22 protein-coding genes and 4 tRNA genes are annotated in these 25263 nt (G+C 40.5%); 14 read left to right on the top strand and 12 right to left on the bottom strand.

Going from position 1 to position 25263, the window contains the following annotated elements:
* Positions 1-79: 79 nt before the first annotated feature.
* The 5 genes from nadA to MJX77_RS02010 all read left to right on the top strand — a co-directional run bounded on the left by nadA (position 80) and on the right by MJX77_RS02010 (position 1685).
* Positions 80-1144 (top strand): quinolinate synthase NadA, encoded by a 1065-nt coding sequence (nadA, locus tag MJX77_RS02030; protein WP_004794428.1) that lies wholly within the window; start codon positions 80-82, stop codon positions 1142-1144.
* Positions 1145-1286: 142 nt separating this feature from the next.
* Positions 1287-1363, top strand: a tRNA-Pro gene (locus tag MJX77_RS02025).
* 56 nt (positions 1364-1419) lie between these two features.
* Positions 1420-1496: transfer RNA gene (locus MJX77_RS02020), tRNA-Arg, on the top strand.
* A 32-nt stretch (positions 1497-1528) separates the two neighbouring features.
* Positions 1529-1604: transfer RNA gene (locus MJX77_RS02015), tRNA-His, on the top strand.
* Between the two features lie 4 nt (positions 1605-1608).
* Positions 1609-1685, top strand: a tRNA-Pro gene (locus tag MJX77_RS02010).
* A 301-nt stretch (positions 1686-1986) separates the two neighbouring features.
* On the opposite strand, the gene add is transcribed toward MJX77_RS02010, so the two are convergent.
* On the bottom strand, positions 1987-2982 hold the full coding sequence (gene add / locus MJX77_RS02005) for an adenosine deaminase (RefSeq protein WP_252060443.1): 996 nt from the start codon (positions 2980-2982) through the stop codon (positions 1987-1989).
* 401 nt (positions 2983-3383) lie between these two features.
* On the opposite strand from add, the gene MJX77_RS02000 reads away from it, so the two are divergent.
* On the top strand, positions 3384-4559 hold the full coding sequence (locus MJX77_RS02000; protein WP_252060442.1) for a zinc-binding dehydrogenase: 1176 nt from the start codon (positions 3384-3386) through the stop codon (positions 4557-4559).
* A gap of 103 nt (positions 4560-4662) precedes the next feature.
* Here MJX77_RS02000 and MJX77_RS01995 read toward each other — a convergent pair whose 3' ends face one another.
* A complete protein-coding gene (locus tag MJX77_RS01995) occupies positions 4663-5610 on the bottom strand; it encodes a LysR substrate-binding domain-containing protein (RefSeq protein ID WP_252060441.1) in 948 nt (315 codons plus the stop codon).
* 245 nt (positions 5611-5855) lie between these two features.
* Here MJX77_RS01995 and MJX77_RS01990 point away from each other — a divergent pair, with 245 nt between their 5' ends.
* From MJX77_RS01990 to MJX77_RS01980, 3 genes are all read left to right on the top strand, one after another.
* Entirely contained in the window at positions 5856-7076 is a 1221-nt protein-coding gene (locus tag MJX77_RS01990) for an acyl-CoA dehydrogenase (RefSeq protein ID WP_252060440.1), read from the top strand.
* 224 nt (positions 7077-7300) lie between these two features.
* Positions 7301-8623 carry an MFS transporter gene (locus tag MJX77_RS01985; RefSeq protein WP_252060439.1) on the top strand — a complete coding sequence of 441 codons (1323 nt, stop codon included), beginning with the start codon at positions 7301-7303 and terminating at the stop codon, positions 8621-8623.
* Between the two features lie 51 nt (positions 8624-8674).
* Entirely contained in the window at positions 8675-9904 is a 1230-nt protein-coding gene (locus tag MJX77_RS01980) for a CaiB/BaiF CoA transferase family protein (protein ID WP_252060438.1), read from the top strand.
* A gap of 86 nt (positions 9905-9990) precedes the next feature.
* Here MJX77_RS01980 and MJX77_RS01975 read toward each other — a convergent pair whose 3' ends face one another.
* Positions 9991-10650, bottom strand: a complete 660-nt coding sequence (locus MJX77_RS01975) for a VOC family protein (protein WP_252060437.1) — start codon at positions 10648-10650, stop codon at positions 9991-9993.
* Positions 10651-10664: 14 nt separating this feature from the next.
* A complete protein-coding gene (locus tag MJX77_RS01970; protein ID WP_032048087.1) occupies positions 10665-11213 on the bottom strand; it encodes a TetR/AcrR family transcriptional regulator in 549 nt (182 codons plus the stop codon).
* A gap of 97 nt (positions 11214-11310) precedes the next feature.
* Between MJX77_RS01970 and MJX77_RS01965 the strand changes: the two genes are divergently transcribed.
* On the top strand, positions 11311-11844 hold the full coding sequence (locus MJX77_RS01965; RefSeq protein ID WP_252060436.1) for an HPP family protein: 534 nt from the start codon (positions 11311-11313) through the stop codon (positions 11842-11844).
* Positions 11845-11921: 77 nt separating this feature from the next.
* On the opposite strand, the gene tcuB is transcribed toward MJX77_RS01965, so the two are convergent.
* The 7 genes from tcuB to MJX77_RS01930 form a co-directional block, all read right to left on the bottom strand.
* Positions 11922-13055 carry a tricarballylate utilization 4Fe-4S protein TcuB gene (gene tcuB, locus MJX77_RS01960; RefSeq protein ID WP_252060435.1) on the bottom strand — a complete coding sequence of 378 codons (1134 nt, stop codon included), beginning with the start codon at positions 13053-13055 and terminating at the stop codon, positions 11922-11924.
* Complete coding sequence (gene tcuA, locus MJX77_RS01955; RefSeq protein ID WP_252060434.1) at positions 13045-14451, bottom strand: FAD-dependent tricarballylate dehydrogenase TcuA; 1407 nt, start codon at positions 14449-14451, stop codon at positions 13045-13047. Before tcuA ends, tcuB begins: the two co-directional genes overlap by 11 nt.
* 103 nt (positions 14452-14554) lie before the next feature.
* Positions 14555-15484 (bottom strand): LysR family transcriptional regulator, encoded by a 930-nt coding sequence (locus MJX77_RS01950; RefSeq protein WP_004773590.1) that lies wholly within the window; start codon positions 15482-15484, stop codon positions 14555-14557.
* Positions 15485-15614: 130 nt separating this feature from the next.
* A complete protein-coding gene (locus tag MJX77_RS01945; RefSeq protein WP_252060433.1) occupies positions 15615-16409 on the bottom strand; it encodes a substrate-binding domain-containing protein in 795 nt (264 codons plus the stop codon).
* 91 nt (positions 16410-16500) lie between these two features.
* The gene (locus tag MJX77_RS01940) at positions 16501-17811 is read right to left on the bottom strand and encodes an MFS transporter (protein ID WP_004773587.1); all 1311 of its coding nucleotides are present in this window, start codon (positions 17809-17811) and stop codon (positions 16501-16503) included.
* Positions 17812-18090: 279 nt separating this feature from the next.
* Positions 18091-19020, bottom strand: coding sequence for a LysR family transcriptional regulator (locus tag MJX77_RS01935; RefSeq protein WP_005302915.1), 930 nt, complete (start codon positions 19018-19020; stop codon positions 18091-18093).
* Between the two features lie 204 nt (positions 19021-19224).
* Complete coding sequence (locus tag MJX77_RS01930; protein ID WP_017481278.1) at positions 19225-19833, bottom strand: LysE family translocator; 609 nt, start codon at positions 19831-19833, stop codon at positions 19225-19227.
* 255 nt (positions 19834-20088) lie between these two features.
* Between MJX77_RS01930 and MJX77_RS01925 the strand changes: the two genes are divergently transcribed.
* From MJX77_RS01925 to MJX77_RS01910, 4 genes are all read left to right on the top strand, one after another.
* A complete protein-coding gene (locus MJX77_RS01925; RefSeq protein WP_252060432.1) occupies positions 20089-20961 on the top strand; it encodes a LysR family transcriptional regulator in 873 nt (290 codons plus the stop codon).
* Positions 20962-21327: 366 nt separating this feature from the next.
* Positions 21328-22314: a DUF1852 domain-containing protein gene (locus MJX77_RS01920; protein ID WP_252060431.1), complete on the top strand. Its 987-nt coding sequence runs from the start codon at positions 21328-21330 to the stop codon at positions 22312-22314.
* 21 nt (positions 22315-22335) lie between these two features.
* Complete coding sequence (locus MJX77_RS01915; RefSeq protein ID WP_004703605.1) at positions 22336-23379, top strand: methionine synthase; 1044 nt, start codon at positions 22336-22338, stop codon at positions 23377-23379.
* Positions 23380-23566: 187 nt separating this feature from the next.
* Positions 23567-24058 carry a flavin reductase gene (locus tag MJX77_RS01910; protein WP_252060430.1) on the top strand — a complete coding sequence of 164 codons (492 nt, stop codon included), beginning with the start codon at positions 23567-23569 and terminating at the stop codon, positions 24056-24058.
* Positions 24059-24061: 3 nt separating this feature from the next.
* Here the strand turns inward: MJX77_RS01910 and MJX77_RS01905 are convergent, their stop codons facing one another.
* Positions 24062-25147 (bottom strand): AraC family transcriptional regulator, encoded by a 1086-nt coding sequence (locus MJX77_RS01905; RefSeq protein ID WP_252060429.1) that lies wholly within the window; start codon positions 25145-25147, stop codon positions 24062-24064.
* Between the last annotated feature and the right edge of the window lie 116 nt (positions 25148-25263).

The following is a 25263-nucleotide window of genomic DNA, read 5'->3' as shown; positions in this document are numbered from 1 at the left end:
GATTCAATCCGTAAATCATTTAAGCAGTAACGTTATATGCGAGCAGGTATGCCAGCATGAAGGATAGAGAAGACGTTTTATGAGTGATGCGACTTTAATTGCCAACGATGCAAAAAACATTGTACAAGCGCATTTAGACCGTTTAGGTGAGCCAAAAGACAATCGCTTAAGTGAAGAAGCAAAACAACAAAAGTTTGCACAGATCGAAGCAGAGCTCAAAAAACGTGATGCTGTCCTTGTTGCTCATTACTATTGCGACCCTGAAGTACAGGAGCTTGCCGAAAAAACAGGTGGATGCGTTTCTGACTCTTTAGAAATGGCCCGTTTCGGACGAGATCATGCTGCCTCAACACTCGTTGTGGCTGGTGTAAAGTTTATGGGAGAAACAGCAAAAATTCTGTCTCCTGAAAAAACAATTTTGATGCCGACACTTGAGGCAACCTGTTCACTCGATTTAGGCTGTCCAGTTGACGAGTTCACAGCATTTTGTGATCAGCACCCTGACCACACCGTAGTTGTTTATGCCAACACATCGGCTGCTGTTAAAGCACGTGCAGATTGGGTAGTGACTTCAAGCTGTGCTGTAGAAATTGTTGAACACCTAGATAGCTTGGGCGAAAAAATTATTTGGGCACCAGATCAGCACTTAGGTCGCTATATTCAAAAGAAAACGGGTGCAGATATGTTGCTTTGGGATGGCGCATGTATTGTGCATGAAGAATTCCGTGCACGTGGTATTGCCAACATGAAAGCACTGTACCCAGATGCGGCTGTATTGGTACATCCAGAATCGCCTGAATCAGTTGTAGACATTGCCGATGCGGTAGGTAGTACCTCTCAACTGATTAAAGCTGCGCAGACTTTGCCAAATGAAAGACTCATTGTGGCAACTGACCGCGGTATTTTCTACAAAATGCAGCAAGCGGTACCGAATAAGATTTTAGTTGAGGCACCAACAGCAGGTGAGGGTGCAACTTGTCGTTCATGTGCTCACTGTCCATGGATGGCAATGAATGAACTCGATGGAATTTTAGAAGTTTTACAAAAAGGTGATCAGGAAATACACGTTGATCCAGCGCTTGCTGAACGTGCCAAAATGCCTTTAGATCGAATGTTAGCCTTTAGTGCATCGTTAAAGCGTTAAAAAACCTCAAAATGCTTGTTAAATATACATTTGATAAGGATTTTTAACTTTTTTTGACAATAGGTGTTGACGTCTGAGGGCGTCGCGCCTAGAATGCACACCGTACCGCACGATGTGCGATACAGCAAAAGCTGAGATAGATCGGAGCATAGCACAGCCTGGTAGTGCACCTGGTTTGGGACCAGGGGGTCGTAGGTTCGAATCCTACTGCTCCGACCACTTAAAATAATATTTTAAGATCGGCGAAGTATCGCATGATAAGCATCATCGGTTAAGCGCCTGTAGCTCAGTTGGATAGAGCATCCGCCTTCTAAGCGGATGGTCACAGGTTCGAATCCTGTCAGGCGCGCCACTCGGTAGCTTGGTACATAGAACTATTTGATGGTGGATGTAGCTCAGTTGGTAGAGCCCTGGATTGTGATTCCAGTTGTCGCGGGTTCGAATCCCGTCATTCACCCCAATTTCGGAGCATAGCACAGCCTGGTAGTGCACCTGGTTTGGGACCAGGGGGTCGTAGGTTCGAATCCTACTGCTCCGACCATATTTTAAAAGCGTTCAAGCTTTAAAAAAATATCCCAAAGATTAAAAAGAATTTCTTCTTGTCGTATTGATAGAAGGAATTTTTTTTTCTAGTTCTTAATTTTAATTCAATCGCACTCCAATATTTGAACGTGTTTATATAAGCTTGTTCTCTGTTCTCTGTTCTCTGTTCTCTGTTCTCTGTTCTCTGTTCTCTGTTCTCTGTTCTCTGTTCTCTGTTCTCTGTTCTCTGTTCTCTGTTCTCTGTTCTCTGTTCTCTGTTCTCTGTTCTCTGTTCTCTGTTCTCTGTTCTCTGTTCTCTGTTATTGATATTTCTGTCTTAATTCATCTTTTTCTTGATCTGATAAAAATGCGATTTTAAGTCCATTTTCTTGAGCTGTATAAATTTGTTCAGGCGTCAATCCTGCTAATGGGGCAGCAGTTAAATATTCATGTTGTATCTCAATACCTTCTACCGCTGGGTCATCTGTATTAATAGTGGCAAGTACACCATGTTCTAAAAATGTCTTTAATGGATGTTCTGCTAAAGAAGGTACTGTGTTGGTTTGAATGTTTGAGGTGAGACAAGATTCAATACCAATCCCATGTTTAGCCAAATAATCTAAAAGTTTTAAATCCTGAACTGCTTTAACACCATGTCCAATTCGTTCGGCCCCTAATTCTTCAATAGCTTGCCAAATACTTTCTGGGCCGGCAGCTTCACCTGCATGTACCGTAATGTGCCAACCTGCATCACGCGCTTTTTTAAAGTGATCAATAAATAAATTGCCCGGAAAACCAAGCTCATCTCCAGCAAGATCCAGTGCTTTAATATCATTTTTATGGGCAAGTAGGGCATTTAATTCTTTTTCGCAAGCTTCCTGACCAAAAGTACGGCTCATAATGCCAATTAGGTTCGCTTTTACACCGTACGCCTGACTGCCTTCTTTGACTCCAGCAATAACCGCTTCAACAACGCCTTCAAGAGGGAGTTGATGTGTCATTCCCATATAACCTGGTGAAAAACGCAGCTCTACATAATCTAGGCCTTGTTGTGCTGCATCTTGCATGTTTTCAAAAGCAATACGCTTACAGGCATCTAAACTGGCTAATACTTTTACGCCCCAATCGAGCTTCGATAAAAAACTTAATAAGTCTGGTTGGTTATCCATCACTTGTACGTGTGGTCGTAAAGATTCAATGTCGTAGGCGGGTAAATCTAAATAGTATTGTTGGCCTAATTCTAAAATGGTTTGAATGCGGATGTTGCCATCAAGGTGGCGGTGTATATCGGTAAGAGGGAGCGTTTTTGTAATCATAGACTTCTTCTTATCTGTTCGTATTAACTTATCATGCCTGTTTAGGACTGCTGATAAAAGTTTGGATTTGCTATGTTTTTGTGAAAAGCGTTGAGTTGAGTTTTTTGAACTTACTATATTTGTATAAGTTTTAATTTTGATGACATTGTTCTGGCCTAAGAAGACAACGCAGTCTGTGTAAGATACAAGCACCAAGATTTTTACTGTTTTTAACTTCGCTGAGCCTGTTTTTGTTGACTCTTCAACAATAGATTGGCTGAAAAATGGTCATTGGTATTTTGCCTTTTACTTGTAAAGATGAATAAAGGCTTGCTAAAGACCAAACTGATAAAGCGATTAATTTATCTGTAGAAATCTATTTCTGGCAAGTAAATGAAAAAGAAGAAATAGGAAGCGCTCAAATGAAGTCGGTACTTTGTCATCAAGCAAAACTACAAGTGGTGGACCAACCGAAATTAACGCCTGCTAAAGGACAGGTTTTATTAGAAGTGGTGCGATGTGGGATCTGTGGCTCTGATTTGCATATGCAGCATCACTGCGACCACATGCATGATCTGGCTGCACGTGTAGGGTTTAATGGTTTAGCGAAGTCTACAGACCCATTTGTACTGGGTCATGAGTTTTGTGGCAAGGTTTTGGATTATGGTCCAAAAACACGTCATAAATTTAAAGCTGATACACTCGTTTGTGCAATGCCTCTTTTAAATGTAGATCAGCATGGTTATTTATCTACAGGGCTTTCTCCAAATGCTTCGGGCGGTTATGCCGAGCAAGTATTGGCTCAATCGAGCTTGATGTTTGAAGTACCCAACGGTCTAGATGCAGATAGTGCTGCCATGACTGAACCTATGGCGGTTGCATTACATGCTGTTCGCCGTAGCCGTGTGAAAACTGGTGAGCCTGCTATTGTGATTGGCTGTGGTCCTGTCGGGCTGGGTGTCATATTAATGCTTAAAGCAGCTGGGGTTAAAACTGTAGTTGCCAGCGACTTTTCACCAAACCGCCGTAAGCTTGCCGAGCAATGTGGTGCGGATATTGTGGTAGACCCTAAAGAGACATCGCCATTTGCTAACTGGAAAGAGTTTGGTTTATTTGGCAATGTTTCGGATGCTATTAACATGGGCATGGGGCTGTTTGATAAGTTACAAGCGACACGCTTACCTTGGTGGCATGGATGGCGCATGATTGATAAATTGGGTGCTCTGCCAAAACGTCCTGTTATTTTTGAATGTGTCGGCGTACCGGGTGTCTTGCAGCAAATTATTGAAGGTGCACCTTTATTTTCTCGAATTGTCGGGGTGGGCGTCTGCATGCAAAGTGACAAAATCGAACCCGCACTTGCAATTAATAAAGAGTTAGAAATTCAGTTTGTGTTGGGTTATACACCGCTGGAGTTTCGAGATGCACTACACATGATTGCAGAAGGTAAAGTGAATTGCTCACCGCTCATTACCGGTGTTGTTGGCCTAGAAGGTGTTACCAGTGCATTTGAAGCGTTACGTGATCCTGAACAGCATGCCAAAATCTTGATTGACCCGAAACGTAGCGGTTCAGATATTCAATTAATGAGTCATTAATTCAAAGTCATTTATGCATAACTAAAAGGTTGTGATCTCATCAATCACAATCTTTTTTTATGAGTATAGATCGCAATATTGAGCATAAGTAAAACCTGCTGAGCTAATTTGAATTGCTCTTTAGTTGCTCTAACTCTTGATAAATCCACTCAACAAATTTTTGAATAGTCGGTGAGATGTCTTGGCTTGAGTGAATGAGATAGTACTTTCGGCTGCCTTTTAGTTTCTTACTGGAAACAATCACCAGTTCTTTTTTTTGTAGTTCAGATTCAATCAACATTTGCGGAATTAGAGCCATTCCCATGTCGTGACTGGCAGCAACCGCAAGCATTGAAAATAACTCATGGCGTTGTCCATCAAAAGGTTTCGGGTGCTGCATCTGATGGGTTAGAAACCATTCTTGCCAAATGCTAGGCCGAGTGGTTTGTTGTAGTAGGGGAATTTTCAGTAAATCTTCTGAGCTTAGATCATAGGTATTTTCATTAATCATCACAGCATCTGGAAAATACTTCTCGATGAGTCTGGGTGAGCACACAGGTACAATTTCTTCATCCATTAAATAATGCGCTTGTATGCCGGGCCAGTGGTCAATTTGCTGCTGCGTACCTGCAAAAATCGCAGCGTCAAAAATATTGTCATTAAATAAAAAAGGCTTGGTACTGGTTTCTAAGTGAACCGTAATTTCAGGGTGTTTTTGATTTAAAAGATGAAGTTTGGGTAATAGCCAACGGGTTGCAAAGGTAGGCACCACGCCTAACTTTAATGTTCCGCCTAAACCTTTATGAGAAATCACATCGGCTGTACATTTTTCTAGACCTAATAGATAGGGCTTAATACTTTTAAAATACTGCTGACCTCCAATAGTTAGTTCAACCCCATGCCGAGTACGTATAAAGAGTTCCACACCCAAGAAATCTTCTAACTGCTGAATTTGGCGAGAGACCGCGCTTTGGGTAATGCATAACTCTTGCGCAGCATAGGTATAACTTAGATGTTTTGCTGCACTTTCAAAGCAAATCAGGCCCTGAATGGATGGGATACTTCTTCGCATAAATAAATCCTTTTATTTGTCGTCATATTTCAAAACAGCATATGACCTAAATGCAGATATCAGAGTTTAGTATAAAAACAAGCCATTTTTAATGAAATACAACGAATTAAATATCTAAATTTAATGTGTCTTGGTTTAAATATGCGTAAGTCGCATATCTGCATGAACATTTATCGTTTGATTACTGCATTTTTCACGCATAACATCGAGTTAAATAAAGAAGATCAAATCAAGCAGAGGATGCGATGAATCACATGGTGACAACAAAAAAAGCAAAAGCTCAATTTAACTGGCAAGACCCATTTTTAATTGAGCAACAGCTTAGCCCAGATGAGCGCATGATTCGTGATGCGGCTCATGCCTATTGCCAAGAACGTTTGCAACCCCGTGTACTTGAGCAATTCCGTCATGAAAAAACAGATCCATCTATTTTTCGTGAAATGGGAGAGCTTGGCTTATTGGGTCCAACCATCCCTGAGCAATATGGCGGTGCCGGTTTGAACTATGTGAGTTACGGTTTGGTTGCACGTGAAATTGAATATGTCGATTCGGGCTACCGCTCTATGGCGAGTGTGCAAAGCTCATTGGTCATGGTTCCAATTCATGAATTTGGTACCGAAGAGCAAAAGCAGAAGTATTTACCTAAACTAGCTACTGGTGAATACATTGGTTGTTTTGGTTTGACCGAGCCTGATCATGGTTCAGACCCGGGTAGTATGATTACCCGTGCTAAAAAAGTTGACGGTGGTTACCGTTTAAGCGGCGCAAAAATGTGGATTACCAACAGCCCAATTGCGGATGTATTTGTAGTCTGGGCAAAAGAAGTTTCTGCTGAAGGTAATGTCGGTGACATTCGTGGCTTTATTTTAGAAAAGGGTTGGGAAGGCCTATCTGCACCAGCAATTCATGGCAAGGTCGGTTTACGTGCATCGATTACGGGTGAAATCGTGATGGATAACGTTTTTGTACCTGAAGAAAATGCATTCCCTGAAATTCGAGGTTTAAAAGGCCCATTTACCTGTCTAAATAGCGCTCGTTATGGAATTGCATGGGGTGCAATGGGGGCTGCCGAGTTTTGTTGGCATACCGCACATCAATACACCATGGACCGCAAACAATTTGGCCGTCCATTGGCTGCAAATCAGTTAATTCAAAAGAAACTAGCAGATATGCAAACTGAAATTGCATTAGGTTTGCAAGTGGCTCTACGTTTTGGTCGTATGAAAGATGAAGGCATTGCGTCAGTTGAAGGCACATCTCTAATTAAGCGTAATAACTGTGGAAAGGCACTTGATATTGCCCGCATGGCGCGTGACATGATGGGTGGAAATGGTATTAGTGATGAGTTTGGCGTAGCACGTCATTTGGTAAATCTTGAAGTTGTGAATACCTATGAAGGTACACATGACGTTCATGCCCTGATTTTAGGTCGTGCACAAACAGGCATCGCAGCATTTAGTAACTAACTCATTCATTTAAAAGATAGAGGTGTTCTTTCGAGAGCACCTTTAGGGATTTTTACGCAAAAATTTATGGATAATGACAAGATTCATCGTAAGGATACTCATGTAAAGATGTGCCTCTGTGTACTTAAAACTAAATATAAGATGATGAAAATATAGAAGATTAAGTCATGCAGAAAACATAAGTAGGCTACCGATGACTCATTTGGGAAAATGAGGAACTAAAGATGAACAATGATGTTCAAGTAATATCGAAAGAGTTAAGAACCACATTTCCAAGTAATCTTGGAACATATGAAAGAATTGGCCCTCATACATGGAAATGGGCGTTGTTATTTGCCTATTTTGCGATGGTGGTCGATGGCATAGATATTATGCTGCTGTCTTATAGCTTGACCAGCTTAAAGGCAGAGTTTGGTTTAAGTACCTTTCAAGCGGGTGCATTGGGTAGTGCATCATTAGCAGGAATGGGTGTTGGCGGTATTTTGGGTGGTTGGGCATGTGACAAGTTTGGTCGTGTACGAACCATTGCCAACTCGGTAACCTTCTTTTCGGTAGCGACCTGTTTATTGGGCTTTACGCAAAGCTTCGAGCAATTTATGGCTTTACGTTTTATTGGTGCTTTAGGAATCGGAGCACTCTATATGGCCTGTAATACCTTAATGGCTGAATATGTGCCGACCACTTACCGTACAACAGTCTTAGGTACGTTACAGACAGGTCAGACCGTAGGTTATATTGCTGCGACGTTATTAGCAGGAGCGATTATTCCAGATCATGGCTGGCGTATTTTGTTCTTCCTGACCGTAGTACCTGCTTTCGTTAATATTTTCCTGCAACGATTTGTACCAGAGCCAAAATCTTGGCAGCTCACCAAAATTAAAAGCTTACAAGGCAACAGACAACCTAAAGAAATGGTCGTGGCTGAAAAGCCTAAAAGTGGAAGTATTTATAAGCAAATTTTTAATAACTTTAAACACCGTAAGATGTTTTTCTTGTGGATGACCACAGCATTCTTCTTACAGTTTGGTTATTACGGCATTAACAACTGGATGCCAAGTTATTTAGAAACAGAAGTGCATATGAACTTTAAAAACTTAACCAGTTATATGGTGGGTTCATATACCGCAATGATTTTAGGAAAAATTTTAGCGGGTTATCTTGCAGACAAATTTAACCGCCGTGCTGTTTTTGTGTTTGGAACAATAGCCAGCGCCGTGTTCTTGCCAATCATTATTTTCTTCAATACCCCTGACAATATTTTGTATTTATTGATCACTTTTGGCTTCTTATATGGCATTCCATATGGTGTAAATGCGACTTATATGGCTGAAAGTTTTTCAACCGATGTGCGCGGAACAGCCATTGGCGGTGCCTATAACATTGGTCGTGTCGGGGCGGCTATTGCACCAGCTACCATTGGTTTCTTGGCATCGGGCGGTACGTTTACCATGGCCTTTATTGTTATGGGCGCTGCGTATTTTGTTGCGGGTGTATTACCGGGCTTATTTATTAAAGATCGTCAGTACGATCCACAAAGACAATCATAAACAATGAAAAGAAGGTGCGTTGAGGGCCTTCTAAAAGATAAGGGTATCGTTATGGGTGCATTACAAGGAATTCGGGTTTTAGATTTAAGCCGTGTGCTTGCAGGGCCTTGGTGCGGACAGATCTTGGCAGACCTTGGCGCGGAAGTGATTAAAATTGAACGTCCTCGAGTTGGTGATGACACCCGTATGTGGGGGCCACCATGGATGCCCGATCAAGATGGAAACATGACCCGTGAATCTGGTTATTTTCAGTGTACCAACCGCAATAAATATTCGGTTGCGGTAGACATTACTACACCCGAAGGTCAGGCTTTAATTTATGAAATTGCTAAGACAGCCGATGTGGTAATTGAAAATTATAAGACAGGGTCTTTGGCTAAATATGGTTTGGACTATGCTTCTTTAAGTGAGTTAAACCCAAATATTGTTTATTGCTCGATTACGGGTTTTGGGCAAGATGGCCCACGTGCAGAAGAGCCCGGCTATGATTTTATTATTCAGGGTATGTCTGGTTTGATGAGCATTACTGGCGAGCCTGATGATGTAGCAGGTGGTGGTGCACAAAAGGTTGGCGTGGCTGTGGTAGATATTCAAACTGGTTTGTATTCAACCATTGCCATTCAAGCTGCCTTGATTGCTCGTTCGCACACAGGACGTGGCCAATATATTGATATGTCACTCCTTGATGTGCAGGTCGCGGCACTGGCAAATCAGGGAATGAACTATTTAGCTTCGGGTAAAGCCCCGCAGCGCATGGGTAATCAACACCCGAGTATTGTGCCGTATCAAACTTTTAAGGCCAAAGATAAAGAATTTATTATTGCTTGTGGTAACGATAAACAATTTAAAGATTTATGTATTGCGATTGGTTATTCAGAGCTACTCGAAAATGAAAAGTTTGTGCGTAACCAAGACCGCGTCAAATATCGAGATGAATTGATTCCTTTATTGTCGGAGCATTTTTTGCATAAAACTGCCAAAGAATGGGTCGAGATGATTCATGCGCTTAAAGTTCCCGTAGGTGTTATCAACTCTATTGAAGATGCTTTAGCTGAACCACAAATCGTCCATCGCAATTTGGTGGTCAATATTCCTCATCGTTTAAATGAAAACTTCCAAACCATAGGCTCACCCATCAAGTTGTCTGATACTCCAGTTGAATATCATCATGCACCGCCAGAGCTAGGTGAACATACTGCTCAAATCTTATCGAGATTTAAAACAGCAGAAGAACTCGCCGCGTTAAAGGAGAAGGGCATTATTGATGGAAAGATAGCTTAATTCATTGATGCTTTTAATGTGATTCAATTTAAATTAAAACTGTGATTTGCCATAAATCACAGTTTTTTTATTAAAAAATAAGACACTTAATATTTAAAAATAAGCGGCAGTTCTGGTCTGAAATCATGAATCATTCCTTGAGGTTCATGATCAAAACTAATTTCCATTAAATGCTCCGATCCATTAGTCACTTCAAAATCATCAAGCGAATTGAACAGCAATGAAGTAGGGTGCTTTTCAAGGTTTGGAACAGAAACTTTAATCGCAGTGATTTCTGATAAATCTTTGCTATGCACAAGTGGTTGTTGTTTTTCTTTTGCGGCAAGGTCTGGTCGTGAAGCAAATGAAAGGAAGAACCACATCGGTTCAGTTACCACAGAATCTTTGGCAACATTTACTTCTAAGCTGGCTGGTAAATAGCTTGGCTTGTAAACCCAATTAGGAAATTTTGCACCGTTATCATCTTTATTTTTAGGGCGAAAACAGATACCAAAAGGGGACGCGATATTATTTTGAGTACTTAGTCGCTCAAAAAGCAGAGTAGGTTTGGTAAGATCACTTGAGGCTTCTTCTGGGTTATTTAAAAAGATTAATTCAATAAAGCTATTTTTAAAGAAAAAGCGTCTGTTTTCTGTACCTTGACCTGGGTGCTTATTGGATGAACCTTCTGTTAGACCGAATTTTTTTAAAGTTTCAGCTTCGGGAGCGCCTGATTGTACACAAATAAAAATATGGTCCACTTCCATTTTAAGTTCTCATACTAATGTTGATGAATATTAAATAATTGATTAATAGAATTTTTCATGTTTATCGCAAGTGTTTCATCGAAACCATCGACTAAAAAGCGGCTAATTAATCCTTCAATCACCGTATAGATCAGCTCAGATAAAGCTTCACCATTCGGTATATTGCAGTTTTGCGCAATCAATACTTTAATCCATTGTTTATGAGCTTTAGAAATAGAAATAATGTCTTGATCATCTTGGTTAGATTCAGCGACCGCTCTTACAAATAAACAGCCCTTAAAAAAATCTTGTCTAAACCAGTTGGTGTGCCAATCCAGAATTTTATTGATGGCTTCCAACCCTGTTGCATCTCCCACATAGCCCAAAAGGCTTTGCTTAAACCGTTCATCACGTGCAACGAGTACAGACTTAACTAGTTGATTTTTATTTTTATAGTACGTGTACATAGTGGTTTTAGAGCAACCAGATTCATCGCGAATCAAGTCAACGCCAACCCCAACAAAACTATTTTCATTAAATAACTTCTCGGCTGTATCTAATATTTTTAAGGCAGATTTTGACATGTGTCTTTTCCAAAAAATAAAATAGTACAGATCTGTACTATTTGAAATTTTATCTATATGCTTTTTAAAAAGCAAATTTTTGTTTGAGGAAAAAATCATGTTCTCGATCTTTTATGGCAAAGAAAAACTGGCTCCATCGCCCAGTAAAGTTGATATTTTAAGAAGCCTTGTTGGGGGTACGCTTAGTATTTTTATACTCCTGTGGTTGAGTAAGCTCACACATAATATCTTTATCATGGCGCCGTTTGGTGCGACCTGTGTATTGCTCTATACCGTGTCGCAGTCACCTTTGGCACAGCCGAGAAATATTATATTTGGGCATCTTATTTCGGCTTTTGTAGGTTTGTTTTTTCTAAAATTTGTCGGTGTTTCTATTTTTACAATTGCTTTATCAGTGGGCTGTGCAATTGCACTCATGCAGATTTTTAAATGTGTTCATCCACCTGCTGGGGCCAATCCTTTGGTTATTTTACTCACCGCGAGTAGCATACATTACCAGTGGAGTTTCTTAATTTTCCCTGTTTTGGTTGGCGCAGTGTCTTTAGTTTTGGTGGCGATGCTGATTAATAATATTAAAGCGAGTACCAAGTGGCCAATCTATGGCTTGGGAATTTTAAATAGTAAAAAGTAGGCAAGGTATGAAGTATTTTGAGCTTAAAATAATGAAAGTATTCACTACGCCAAGATAGTGAATACTTTTGAATGAAATTATGACTTTTTAGAAATACGTTCTTCGATGGCAAATTTGAGTAAAGAAGCACTGCGGTAAAAACCGTGTGCGAACTTTCCAAATGGCATCGTTATAAAGAATGTCATGACCGTAGCTAAATGGAAAATCAGTAAAAGTGCCATGTAAGGGGTATTACGAAATGTCATGAGAGCTAAGCCTGAAGCACTGACTAAAATTAAAAGGAAAATAAAGCCTCGATCTACAGGTTTTTGCTCGCGGTCACCATGTAATGGATGACGTTTAAGGTTTAAATAAAGCAAACCAGATGGTCCAATCACTAAGCCAAACCCACCCAACGTACCTAAAATAACAGGCAAGCTAAAGATAGGGTAAGGCGCATGCAGGTTAAGGAAATAGTGATATAAAGTTGCTACGCCTGTGGCTGCAAAGCAAAGCATAAAGCCATAAAACGTCAGGTGATGGAACACACGGCGGATTTGTGTGTAACGGTCATCTTGCTCATTACAGCCTTTGCCATGTCCACCATCTAAATATTTAAGCGTTAACACATTTTGAGATGCTTGAATAAGGTCGGGTTTTTCAACTTTGCCGTGAATAACTTTAGACGTCTGTCTCCAAAATTTACTAATCCCAATGCCGAGCAAAACAATCGCAACTGTAAAGGTCGCTCCAAACAATAGAGCTAAAAAGTTATGCGGGAAAATCGCATAGAAATTACCTTGATAGCCTGCAAACAGGTCGGTGCCTTTGTACCACACCACAGCTAACATGCATAAAAAGAAAATGAGTGATAACGCCGAAACAAAAGGAATCCCAACAGACTTATAAAGTCGGCCTAGCGGTTTAGGCGTCGCAAACTCTTGGTAAGTTTCCAAACGTACTTGTGCCATCGCTTTTGGAATGTTTACACCAAACTCGTGCGGCGGGGCATATTGGCAAGCGTGTAAACAAGCACCACAGTTATGGCACAGGTTTGCGAGGTAATGAATATCGGCTTGATTAAACTCAAGACGCTTAGTCATCGCCGCAAACACAGCACAAAACGACTCACAGTAACGACAAGCATTACAAATCTGTAGGGCTCTTTGAACTTCCTGCTCATGATCAGAGAGCTGAACAACTGGAATCAGGGCTTTAGTACTAGCATTCATGTTCAACTCCTTGTGAAAGTGCGTAGTGGGCTGCATTTTTTCCGGCAATGCGTCCAAACGTTGTGCCAATCGACATGCCGACCCCTGCGGTATAACCCTGACCGAGTACGTTACCTGCCATCATTTCACCTGCAACAAACAGGTTGTGGCTGGCTTTATTGTTAAAACGTACCGCAGCATCATCTTCGACTTTTAAGCCTAAATAGGTAAAGGTAATGCCGGGTTTAAGCGCATAGGCATAGAAGGGTGGGCGATCGAGAGGAACTGCCCAGTGGGTCTTGTTGGGAACAATATTTTTGGTGGTGCAGTCATCTAAAACCGTATGGTTAAAGGTGCCTTGTACGCAGGCTTGATTAAATTCTTCTACCGTGTGACAGAAGGTTTTTGCATCTAGCCCGATTTTTTCGGCCAATTCTTGAATGCTATTTGCTTTCACACCCGCAAATACAGGTGGCATAAAGCGACCAATGGATTTTGAGTCGATAATCGAATAGGCGATTTGCTGAGGCTGTTTGGCAACAAGACGTCCCCAAATCGCATAACGTTTTGGCCAGAAGTCTTCGCCTTCATCGTAAAAACGTTCGGCTTTGTTATTGACCACAATACCCAGTGAAACGCAGTCAATACGGGTGCAGATGCCGCCGTCATATAACGGTGCGCGTGCATCTACAGCGACGCAATGCGATTGTGATGGGTCACCAATAATATCGGCGCCTTGATCTATCATAAATTTGAGCAAGTTGCCCTGATTAAAGCGGGTTCCACGAATAATGAAATTATCGGCAGGCCATTCGCCGTTTTCATTTTGTCCCCATGCTTCTCTTAACCATTCCAGATTTGACTCAAAACCACCTGCGGCCAATACACAGCTTTTCGCTTTAAACACACGGCCATCTTCCGCAATTGCAGCTTCAAAATGTCCTTGGTTTAACTTTAGATCTTTAATTTTTGTGTTGTATAAAATCTCAATGCCAAGTTCTTGGGCACTACGGTAATACGCATTAATGAGGGCTTTACCGCCACCCATAAAAAAGGCATTGGTACGTGCAACATGCAAAGCACCCGATAGTGGCGGCTGAAAATTCACACCATGTTTACGCATCCAGTCGCGACATGTTGCCGTGCTACGAATGACCAGACGAGCTAAGTGCTCATTAGTTTTTCCAGCAGTGACTTTAAGTAGGTCTTGCCAATATTCTTCTTCTGGGTAGGCATCGACTAATACATCTTGAGGAGCATCATGCATGCAACGGAGGTTACGAGTGTGTTGTGAGTTACCACCACGCCATTCTTTAGGTGCTGCTTCTATGACAAGCACAGACGCGCCACTTTCTTTTGCCGTGAGCGCGGCACACAGTGCGGCATTCCCACCACCAATTACAATCACATCATGCATGGATTTCTCCCTTTCTCAGCTAAGGCTAATGTAGCTTTAAAAGGGACGGTGAAGTGAGAGGCTAAACTTGAATGGGTGTTTAGTAAAAATAAACACTAAGCGCTTAAGTGTTTATGAGTTTCGCACCGGGCCAGCGCTTTTCATTAATCAGGTTGGTCACACAAGCACGAATCACTACTTTGGTGGCTAAAGTAGCAGGCGAGAGTTCTTCTTCAGACAGACTAATTAAATAGTTAATGCGTTCAATGGCAGGTTCTACAATGCGCAGTAAACATAGGTCTTGCCGTGAGTTTAACGATGCGCCCGCAGGTTGGATGGTTGCCATTTCGAGTTGGCTAATGCTTTCCATTAACAAATGCAGCCCATCAATTTCATAGGCCACTTTAAGTTGATGAATTTTCTGTTCGAGCAACAAACGCAGTCCATGTCGTTGACTCGGTAAAATCAGCGGAAGTTCTTTAAGCTGTGAATGGGTAATCGTTTGAGTATCTATACAGCTTTCAAGATGGTACTGACTCAGTACTTCTTTAGGTGAAATTAGAAACATCTGTTCTTTGACTAAAGGCTGTATGGCCCACTGTGGGTCGACATCGTCACTAAAGATGATGGCAACATCGAGCTGCCTTGCATTAACTAATGCTTTTAAGTCACCCGATAAGCCTTCAATTAAACGGACTTTAATGTCGGGATAACGGTTTCTCATGAGTTTTAAAAAGTGGGTGCCAATAACCGACGCGACACTTGGCGAAAAACCGACGGTGACATGACCACTTAAGCGTGAAGAATGTGCAGAGTCTACGGCATGGTCTAAGTGTCTAAGCGCCAGTTGAACTTGTTGAAAAAAAGCTAAACCCGCAGGGGTGGGAACCGTACCCAAAGCAGTACGTTGTAAAAGGCGAATAGAAAGCTCGCTTTCTAATTTTGAGATTTGCTGACTTAATGCAGAAGTTCCAATATCGAGATTTTTTGCAGCTTTACCCAAGCTTCCTGACTCGATCACCGCAATAAAATACTTTAATTGTTTGAGTTCCACGGCAAATACTACATAGTCCTTTATTGGTTATTCTACACTGGTTTATCGCTATTCATTTTGTTCTATTACGCTGAGTAAACCACCCACAGAGTAAAGCAACATCACCTCAAGATGTTGCCTTTTAGAGCTTTTATTGTTTAACCTGCTCAAGACCCTGTTCTTCAATAATTTGTGTTGCTTGAGGCGATTTCACAAATTTGATGAGTTCTTTTGCGACTTTTTCATGTTCAGAGTTTTTACCAATGCCCGCTGCAAATACAGTGACTTTCTGGTAAGGCGCAGGAATTGGGCCGACTAAATCAACTTGACCATATTGGCCTGTAAAAGGTTTGATTTCACTAATTTGCTGGAAACCAATATCGAACTGACCTTCAGCAATACGTTTTGCAACGCGGTCACCGACCACTTTTTCTGCTTTACCAGAAATCACTTTGTACTCGACAGGTGGAAAGCTTGGAAAAACATCTTTTTCAAGATGCGTGCCGCTCGCACTTGCTGAATAACCAATGTGCTTAGCATTTAATAAAACTTTTTCGAATTTTGCCGCAGAGCTAATATCTGGTTTTGGTGCACCTTTAGGCACAGCCATACCAATGCTTGAATTGACTAAAGCACTTTGTGAATTTGGGTCTACATAACCTTTTTCTGCAAGCTTGTTCAGTTCAGGAGCAGCCAACACCACCACATCAAAATGTTCACCACGATCGAGTCGATTTGGAATTGCAGTTGGCGACGCGCCCATTGATGAACCAGACGAAAGGTGAACCGTGTGACCAGTTTGCTTTTCAAATATTGGAATGAGTTTTTCCATAGATGAATAGAAACCGCCTGAACTAATCACTTCGAGTGTATCTGCGTTAGCAAGCGTTGAGCCTAAGCTTGCACCAGCTAGGCAAATGGTCATGAAGATAGGGGACTTTTTCATAGTATCTCACTTTAATGACAGGAGAGCACAGTACGGAGACTTAAGATCCGCCGTACTGTTCATTAAAATTTCAGGTTAAGTCGTTATTGTTTTAAGCGCTAACCTTCGCAGGTTCAGCAATTGGGTCTGCATTCTTCTGCTTAGAACCACGGCATAGATATAAGCTTGAGATTAAGCTACATACCGCTGCTAACATCAGCCAGAATGCTGGTGTGCTTGCATTGCCTGTGTTTTCGACAAGGTACGTACAGGCCATTGGTGTCATACCACCAAAAATAGCGGCTGCAAGGCTGAACGCTAAAGAGAAGCCAACGGTACGTACACGTTTTGGCATTACTTCGGCAAGTGTTGCGACCATGGTGCCGTTGTACATACCAAAGAAGAATGAGAAGTAAGCAAGCGTAATAATTAGATTGGTAAAGCTAATGTCACTCACTAACCAGCTTAAAACTGGATAAGTTGTAAAGATGGCAAGGGTTGTAATGCCGACTAAAACTGGACGACGACCAATTTTGTCTGAAAGTAAACCACCCATTGGTAACCAGAAGAAATTCGATAAACCCACAAATACGGTTGCTAAAAGGCTATCCGTTACCGACATTTCTAGAGTACGTTTTGCATACACAGTGGTGTAAACCGTAATAAAATAGAACGTGGTTGTGGTCATGGCACTCATCATCATGCCCGCAAGTACGATGCGCCAGTTGCTCGCAAGCGTGCTGAAAATTTCTTTGGTCGATGGATGAGTTTTTTGCGCTTTAAAGTCTTCAGTTTCTTCTAACGTACGGCGGAACAAGAAGATTAAAGGAATAATCAAACAACCAATTAAGAACGGAATACGCCAGCCCCATTCACCCACTTGAGCATGAGTTAAAATGGTGTTGAGCCAGTAGCCAAGTAATGCTGCGAATACCACCGCAATTTGTTGGCTGCCAGATTGCCAGCTTGTGATAAACCCACGGTTTTTATCTGTTGCAATTTCAGCGAGATAAATCGATACACCGCCAGATTCAACACCTGCCGAGAAGCCTTGTAATAGACGTCCAATCACCACCAAAATTGGCGCAATAATACCAATGGTTTCATAACCCGGTACAAAGGTAATTAAGATGGTTCCGATTGCCATAAGGCTTAAAGTCACAATAAGACCTTTACGTCGACCAACTCTGTCGACATAAGCGCCCAAGAAAATAGCGCCGAGAGGACGCATAAGAAAACCCGCAGCAAATACGGTAAATGTCATCATTAAAGAGACATATTCATTTTCAGAGTGGAAAAATTTTGCTGCGATATAAGTAGCATAGAAACCAAAAAGAAAAAAATCGTACTGTTCTAAAAAGTTGCCACTCGTTACATTTAATATTTTTTTAAAAGTAGCCCTACGGTTATTCACGACATCCATTGGAGACCTCCTTGGCCTGACAAAATGGAAACATTCACGATCTTCAATTGAGGGCTTTAAAATTGACTCATTCAATAAACCTAAATAGGAAATGGGTTAGAGATGAGATTTAAAGGTATCCTTGGTAGAAAATGTGATGCCTTGTTTCCAGTTCAAACTACACATCTATAAGTCGATAAACAGAAATTCACTTATCATTCAGATGAAAATGTAATCTCAAACGGCAGGAGGGAGTGAGAGGGCAAAATTAATTAGGTATTTAATAAAATTAATGACCCTTTATAAAATAATTTCAGAACATGGCCAAATTTGGTTTTGAATCAGTTCTTTCACACAAGCTTTAATTGCCGATTTTGCAGCGAGTGCAGCAGGTGATAATTCTTCTTCGGCAAGACTGACTAAGTAATTGATTCGCTCAACTTCAGGATCGATCAATTTTAGTAGTTGAAGCTTATGTTTATACTCTTGTAGACAAGCACTTCCGGGGCGGACGCTGGCAAGGTCGAGGTGAATCAGGCTATCCATGAGTAAGTGTAGACCATCAATTTCATAGACAACATTAAGCTGCCCAATCTTGTGTTCAAGCAATTTTCTTAAGCTATGACGCTGCCTTGGTAATACTAAAGGAATATCACCGATTTGCTGAGACTGAATAATTCCACTTTTGATGCAATCGGCAAGACCATATTTTTCAAGCACTTCTTTGCGTGCCATTAAATACATTTGTTCGCGGACCAAAGGTTGTATCGACCACTGTTTATCAATTTCATTGGTAAAAATAATGGCAATATCAAGCTGACGCGAATTAATCGACTGAATTAGATTTCCCGACAAGGTTTCCACAATTTCTAGACGAATGTCTGGATAGCGTTCAGACATTAGTTTCATTAAAGGGATGCCAATTAAAGCGGTAATGGTGGGCGGAAAACCAAGGCTGACATGGCCTGAAAGCCGAGCTGAATGTGCAGCGTCTATTGCGAAGTTAACTTGACGCAAAATAAGTTGAGAGTGTTTTAAAAAGGCCAGACCCGCGGGTGTAGGCGTGACGCCAAAAGCATTACGCTGTAATAAGCGAATGCTTAATTCTTGTTCTAGCTTACTAATTTGCTGACTAATGGCCGAAGCGCCGACATCGAGTTTTTGAGCAGCTTTACCAATACTGCCTGCTTCAACCACCGTCAAAAAATATTTTATTTGCTTGATTTCCATAATAAATGTATTCGCTCATCATCCTTGATTTATAGAAATATGAAGGATTGGAAAATCTATCATGCGTTTTAATATTAACAGCAAAAAATATAAAAGGTTCTTAAAAATTAAATAGCTCTCTTGGAAAAGTCTTATAAAAAGCCTTTTTAAAAGTACAAACTATATATGAGCATAAGCAAATTATTCTTCCATAAAATGAGCTTTTTACTGAAACTTAGTGAAAAGTAGAATCACGCCTAATACACATAAAATTGAGCCAATGACCTTATTAATTTGCACTTGCTTGGCTAACATTTTCTGTCTCAATAGCATGGAAGAGAAAAGCACAGCTACCAGTGAAAACCATACAAAATGAGCAAATGACATAAAAAAGCCATAAGCCAAAAGAATGGTTTTAGGCGTAGTTAAACTCACAATTTGGGTATAGGTGCTAATCACAAATAGCGTGGTTTTAGGGTTCAGGGCGTTGGTAAAAAAGCCGTATTTTATGGCTTGCAAAGTACCTATAGACGTTAAAGCAGCGGTGTCTAAAACAGGTTTTTGAGTAAAAGTTTTATAGCCAATGTAGATCAGGTAAAGCGCGCCAATATACTTAACAATATTCAAAATTTGCGGTGTATAAGTCATCACAAAGGCAACGGCGACTAGCGTATAGGTCACATGCACCAACACGCCAAGCGATATTCCCAGTGAAGTGAACACACCTATTTTTCTGCCGTACAAGTAACTATTTTTCGTAACGATCGCGAAGTCAGCGCCGGGGCTAACCACCGCCAAAATCGTGATGAGAATAACCGCAATAAACTCTGCCATTATCGTGTGCCCTCGCTGAAAACGAGGGAGTTCATCTGTACTTTTTGGAATGCATGTAAGAGAGCGAAAACACTACTTAAAATTGCTCTTCTTTTTGTAAGAGATGCTTGGGCTTTAGGTTTGCGAAGATAGATATCGATATCCAATATGTTTTTCATCATCTAAAATAGGGCCTAATCAAGATGATTTTTATTTTGAACAGAAACCTAGAAATAAAAATCGATAAAAACGACTACACATTTATGAGTTTTTGGAATGATTGAAAGAATATCGCTGAATTCACTAAAATTTTTCTATTTTGTGGCGAAGTATGGCAGCGTCACTTTAGCTGCAAAGAAATTATTCGTGACGCAAAGTGCGGTCAGTAAACAGATTTATAATTTAGAAGAAGCTTTAAATACGACTTTGTTCGACCGAAAAAATAAAACACTTGTGATGACCGAGCAGGGTGAAACTTTATTGAGTTGTTGCCATCAGGTGTTTGGTCAACTCGATGAATGTTTAATAGAACTCAGCCAACCTAAGACTGAAAGCAAGCAACTGGTTTTGTCGTGCGAACCCACTCTTTCAATGAAATGGCTCATTCCGCGGTTATCAAAATTTAAAAAGCTCGGTCATGATTTTGAGGTTGTGCTACTCACAGCAGGCGGCGTGGTCGACTTTGAAAAAGATAATATTGATATCGCGATTCGCAGAAATGATTTTGATTGGGGAGAGCATATCTATAGTGAAAAAATTGCCGATGAATATATTGCTCTAGTTCAAGCAACCAAGCCATCGGAAACAAACGACGTACTCATCTCGACCTCTAGGCCAAATTTTTTCACAAGCATGAATCGCATTGCTGAGTTAAAGCAGAGTTTAAAAGCCTACGCTAAAGTTGAACTCGAACATTTTTATCTATGTTTAGAAGGCTGTTTGGCTGGACTTGGCGCAACAATCATCTCAATTTATATGATTGAAAAAGAGCTTGAGTGGAACTTACTGAAAAAAATTTCACCTGTTGTACAAGATAATTCAGCCTATTATTTACTTTCTCATAGTGCTTTTGTGGAAGATTCACGTAAAACCATATTTTTAGAATGGCTAAAAGCAGAGATGAATGAGAGTCAGCATAAATTACTTTAGGTCTAGCCATTCTCCCTAAATTTTTATGGATTAACAAATTGAAAATAATAATAAATATTTGAATTTTTAAAGGTGATTTGTGAGCGCCGTATATTGAATTTTTGCTGTCTAAAATTTCCTAAGATGAAAAATATTTAACTTCATACTTCTTTATTAAACCCTAAACATGAATTTCACTCAGTTTTGAATGAGACTAAATCATTTTTATTCATGTTCTGATTGCGGTATAAATCTATTCACGCTCTGAAGCGTTCCAGTCATTCACTTTTGATAAGACCTTAAGGCACAAATCTGACAAGGCTGGAAAGTTTAAAAAGAGCTCGAAATATTTTTAGGTTTATCTCAGAAATTAGGGTACTGATCAAAATGAGTAAAGAATTTACATTTACGATTAAGAGTATTTGTTTCGATGAAAACTATCGTCCAGCAGACAATACGCGTATTACAACCAACTTTGCTAACTTAGCGAGAGGGATGAGCCGTGAAGAGAATCTGCGCAACACCTTACAGATGATCGACAATCGTTTTAATGCCTTAGCTCATTGGGACAACCCTAAAGGTGATCGCTACGGCGTTGAACTTGAAATCATTTCAGTTGAAATGAATATTGATGCCGAAAACCGTGCAAGTGGGCTTCCTTTAATCGAAATATTGAAAACCAATATTGTTGATAAAAAGACCAACGAACGTATTGAAGGCATTGTAGGCAATAACTTCTCGTCTTATGTACGTGACTATGACTTTAGTGTGCTGTTGTTAGATCACAACAAAAACAAGTCTACTTTCAGTACTCCAGAGAAGTTTGGTGAATTGCACGGTAACTTGTTTAAGAGCTTTATTAACTCTGAAACTTATAAAGCCAACTTTAAAAAGGCACCTGTGATTTGCTTAAGCGTTTCAACCACTAAAGAGTATCACCGTACTGAAAACGAACATCCTGTTTTAGGTGTTGAATATAAGCAAGAAGACTATTCATTAACCGATGAATATTTCCAAAAAATGGGTTTAAAAGTTCGCTATTTCATGCCTAAAAACAGTGCTGCACCTTTGGCGTTCTATTTTACGGGTGATTTGCTGACTGATTACACCAACCTTGAGTTGATCAGCACCATCAGCACCATGGAATCGTTCCAAAAGATTTACCGCCCTGAAATTTACAACGCAAATTCAGTGGCTGGACAGTCTTATCAGCCAAGCTTAAAGAACCAAGATTACTCACTTACTCGAATTGTGTATGACCGTGAAGAACGTAGCCGCCTCGCTATTGAGCAAGGGAAGTTTGTTGAAGAGCAATTTATCAAACCATACCAAGCGATTCTTGAGCAGTGGTCTGCTAATTACGCTCTTAACTAATCAACATATAGGTCATTGATCATGAAAAAATTATTACCAACTTCAACTGCTGGCAGCTTACCTAAACCGTCTTGGCTTGCAGAACCTGAAAAGCTTTGGTCGCCTTGGAAACTCGAAAACGAAGGTCTGCTTGAAGGTAAAAAAGACGCGCTACGTTTAGCGTTGCACGAACAGCGCCTTGCTGGCATCGACATTGTGAGCGATGGTGAACAAACCCGCCAACACTTTGTGACGACGTTTATTGAACACTTAAATGGCGTAGATTTTGAGAAGCGCGAAACAGTTCGAATTCGTGACCGTTACGATGCAAGCGTGCCGTCTGTAGTGGGTGCGGTGTCTCGTCAAAAGCCTGTGTTTGTTGAAGACGCTAAGTTTTTACGTCAGCAAACTGATCAACCAATTAAGTGGGCATTACCTGGCCCAATGACTATGATTGATACGCTTTACGATGGTCACTACAAGAGCCGTGAAAAACTTGCTTGGGAATTTGCAAAAATTTTGAACCAAGAAGCGCGTGAGTTAGAAGCTGCTGGTGTAGACATCATTCAGTTTGACGAACCTGCATTTAACGTCTTCTTTGATGAAGTAAATGATTGGGGCGTTGCGACTTTAGAGCGTGCAATTGAAGGTCTTAAGTGTGAAACTGCGGTCCACATTTGCTATGGTTACGGCATTAAAGCTAACACTGACTGGAAAAAGACATTAGGTTCGGAATGGCGCCAATACGAAGAAGCTTTCCCGAAACTGCAAAAATCTAACATCGATATCATCTCGTTAGAATGTCACAACTCGCATGTGCCTATCGATTTACTCGAACTCATTCGTGGTAAAAAAGTCATGGTCGGTGCAATTGATGTAGCATCTAACCAAATTGAAACACCAGAAGAAGTGGCAAACACACTTCGTAAAGCGCTTCAGTTTGTAGATGCCGACAAGCTTTACCCTTGCACAAACTGCGGTATGGCGCCTCTTTCACGTGAAGTGGCACGTGGCAAGCTAAATGCTTTAACGGCAGGTGCAGAAATCGTTCGCAGAGAACTTACTGGTTTTGATCTTACTGCTTAATATTTACCAATAAGTGGTATAAAGGGTTACTTTTTTGATGGCAGTTGATAATCAAACAAGTAACCCTCATTTTACTTACTACATGTAGTTCTAATCAGGACTCATGTTGATAAAGTACCTTCCTGATGGAGTTGGGCGGTATAGCAAACACTCAGGATAAGGTACGATTCAATTTAGGAATAATGTCATGGTTCAAGCAACAGACTTTAGAAATGCAATGTCTTTACTCACAAGTGCGGTTAGTGTTGTGACTACGGCAGGCATGTCTGGCCGTTTTGGATTTACTGCCTCTGCTGTTTGTAGTGTGACTGACACACCGCCGACATTATTGGTCTGTATGAACCAATCTGCGAGTTCACATGCACATTTCCTAGATAACAAAATCTTAACTGTGAATGTTTTAGGCGCACACCACGAACATATTTCAAAAGCATTTTCATCTAAGCTCACGCCAGAAGAACGCTTTAAACATGGCGAATGGATTGAGTTAGAAACAGGTTCACCTGTGTTAGATGATGCTTTGGTCAGTTTCGATTGCGAGATTGAACAAATTCAACAAGTCGGCACACACACTATTCTTATTTGTCCGATTGTTGCGATTAAACAAAGCCAGCATGATCAAAGCTTGGTTTATTTTAATCGTGCTTATCACCAAGTGGGGCAGGTAGACGTAGTTTAGAACTTATTCGTATCGATTTGATTCATTATTTGTTTCTATCTCCATACGCTTTTTAAATTGATGTGGTGTTTCCCCAAACAATTTTCTAAACGCTCGAATAAAGTTAGTCGTTTCGTTGTAGCCAACCAAATTTGCGACATCTTGAACATCATATTGCTCTAACTGAAGTAATTCCTTAGCTTTTTTAAAACGAACTTCTGCAAGTATGGTTGAAAAGTTAGTCCCTTGCTGTTGCAAATGTCGGGTTAAGCTCCGTTCTGACATATTTAAGCATTTGGCAATGGTGGCAAAAGATGGAAAAGTATTTCCGGCTTTGTAAGTTAATTCAGCACGTATATTTTTTTGGATATCGCGAAAAACATTTCCAGTCACTTTAGCTTTATCATTTTCGCAATACTGTATGGCTTGCTCATAGGCGATATGATCGGCCTGTGGATTTTTGTGAGTCAGGTATTTTTTAGGGAACCGTATACTATTTCGTAGGCAATTAAAATGAACAGGAATAGAGGATTTGCTGTCTGTTTCACGGATTGGTAGTGGTGCCCAATCAACAAAAATCTCACATTCTGATTCAAAACTTTCTGCAAGTGTGCCTAAAAAATGTATTATCCCATATAGTAAAGACTCTATTAGAAAACATCTCAATTGATGCGACTGCATTTCCTCACCCATTTCAATTGGGTGTAGATCATCTAAATAGATATAGACATAGTGGTTGTCAGCATTCCAGCTGGGAGAAAAACTTTGGATTCGCGTACAAAAGTATGTTGTCATGAGATTCAAAACAGTCTCAATATCTGCACAACTTAAAAATGCAAAACCTAACGCACCATGAGACGTTGGTCTCAGGCGAGAACCATATTCAATACCAAGATGAGGATTGTTGGTTAACCGTAGGGCATTTAATACGAGCTTTACCCACTCTATAGCACTCATTTTAGCTTCAGGCTGTCTTAGCCTTTCTACCGTGAGTCCAGTATTTTCAAGCACTTGCTCTGATGTTAAATCACATTCGGAAGTAATTTCCAATAATAATAGCGCATAAGAGATCGAAACTTTCTGCTGAAATAGACCAAATGGATCTTTCATAGGCAGTACTATGGCGTGAAATGATCATTATTATGGCGGAAAATAACCTTTAAACCAAGTTCCATATTTCCAATAATTAATTCAACACGTTTATGTTTGGATGTACTGGCATGCTA

The sequence above is a fragment of the Acinetobacter sp. AHP123 genome (assembly GCF_023757925.1).
Classification (GTDB): domain Bacteria; phylum Pseudomonadota; class Gammaproteobacteria; order Pseudomonadales; family Moraxellaceae; genus Acinetobacter; species Acinetobacter oleivorans.
Note: the sequence above shows the minus strand (reverse complement) of the source record. Positions and strands in the feature narration are given on the sequence as shown.

Coding starts and splice junctions, on each gene's coding strand:
- MJX77_RS01905 (WP_252060429.1), bottom strand. CDS start 25,147: ATGAAAGATCCATTTGGTCTATTTCAGCAGAAAGTTTCGATCTCTTAT.
- add (WP_252060443.1), bottom strand. CDS start 2,982: ATGATTACAAAAACGCTCCCTCTTACCGATATACACCGCCACCTTGAT.
- MJX77_RS01975 (WP_252060437.1), bottom strand. CDS start 10,650: ATGGAAGTGGACCATATTTTTATTTGTGTACAATCAGGCGCTCCCGAA.
- MJX77_RS01995 (WP_252060441.1), bottom strand. CDS start 5,610: ATGCGAAGAAGTATCCCATCCATTCAGGGCCTGATTTGCTTTGAAAGT.
- MJX77_RS01910 (WP_252060430.1), top strand. CDS start 23,567: ATGGTTCAAGCAACAGACTTTAGAAATGCAATGTCTTTACTCACAAGT.
- MJX77_RS01920 (WP_252060431.1), top strand. CDS start 21,328: ATGAGTAAAGAATTTACATTTACGATTAAGAGTATTTGTTTCGATGAA.
- MJX77_RS01970 (WP_032048087.1), bottom strand. CDS start 11,213: ATGTCAAAATCTGCCTTAAAAATATTAGATACAGCCGAGAAGTTATTT.
- MJX77_RS01990 (WP_252060440.1), top strand. CDS start 5,856: ATGAATCACATGGTGACAACAAAAAAAGCAAAAGCTCAATTTAACTGG.
- MJX77_RS01985 (WP_252060439.1), top strand. CDS start 7,301: ATGAACAATGATGTTCAAGTAATATCGAAAGAGTTAAGAACCACATTT.
- MJX77_RS01930 (WP_017481278.1), bottom strand. CDS start 19,833: ATGGCAGAGTTTATTGCGGTTATTCTCATCACGATTTTGGCGGTGGTT.
- MJX77_RS01925 (WP_252060432.1), top strand. CDS start 20,089: ATGATTGAAAGAATATCGCTGAATTCACTAAAATTTTTCTATTTTGTG.
- MJX77_RS02000 (WP_252060442.1), top strand. CDS start 3,384: ATGAAGTCGGTACTTTGTCATCAAGCAAAACTACAAGTGGTGGACCAA.
- MJX77_RS01945 (WP_252060433.1), bottom strand. CDS start 16,409: ATGAAAAAGTCCCCTATCTTCATGACCATTTGCCTAGCTGGTGCAAGC.
- tcuA (WP_252060434.1), bottom strand. CDS start 14,451: ATGCATGATGTGATTGTAATTGGTGGTGGGAATGCCGCACTGTGTGCC.
- MJX77_RS01915 (WP_004703605.1), top strand. CDS start 22,336: ATGAAAAAATTATTACCAACTTCAACTGCTGGCAGCTTACCTAAACCG.
- nadA (WP_004794428.1), top strand. CDS start 80: ATGAGTGATGCGACTTTAATTGCCAACGATGCAAAAAACATTGTACAA.
- MJX77_RS01940 (WP_004773587.1), bottom strand. CDS start 17,811: ATGGATGTCGTGAATAACCGTAGGGCTACTTTTAAAAAAATATTAAAT.
- MJX77_RS01980 (WP_252060438.1), top strand. CDS start 8,675: ATGGGTGCATTACAAGGAATTCGGGTTTTAGATTTAAGCCGTGTGCTT.
- MJX77_RS01965 (WP_252060436.1), top strand. CDS start 11,311: ATGTTCTCGATCTTTTATGGCAAAGAAAAACTGGCTCCATCGCCCAGT.
- MJX77_RS01935 (WP_005302915.1), bottom strand. CDS start 19,020: ATGGAAATCAAGCAAATAAAATATTTTTTGACGGTGGTTGAAGCAGGC.
- tcuB (WP_252060435.1), bottom strand. CDS start 13,055: ATGAATGCTAGTACTAAAGCCCTGATTCCAGTTGTTCAGCTCTCTGAT.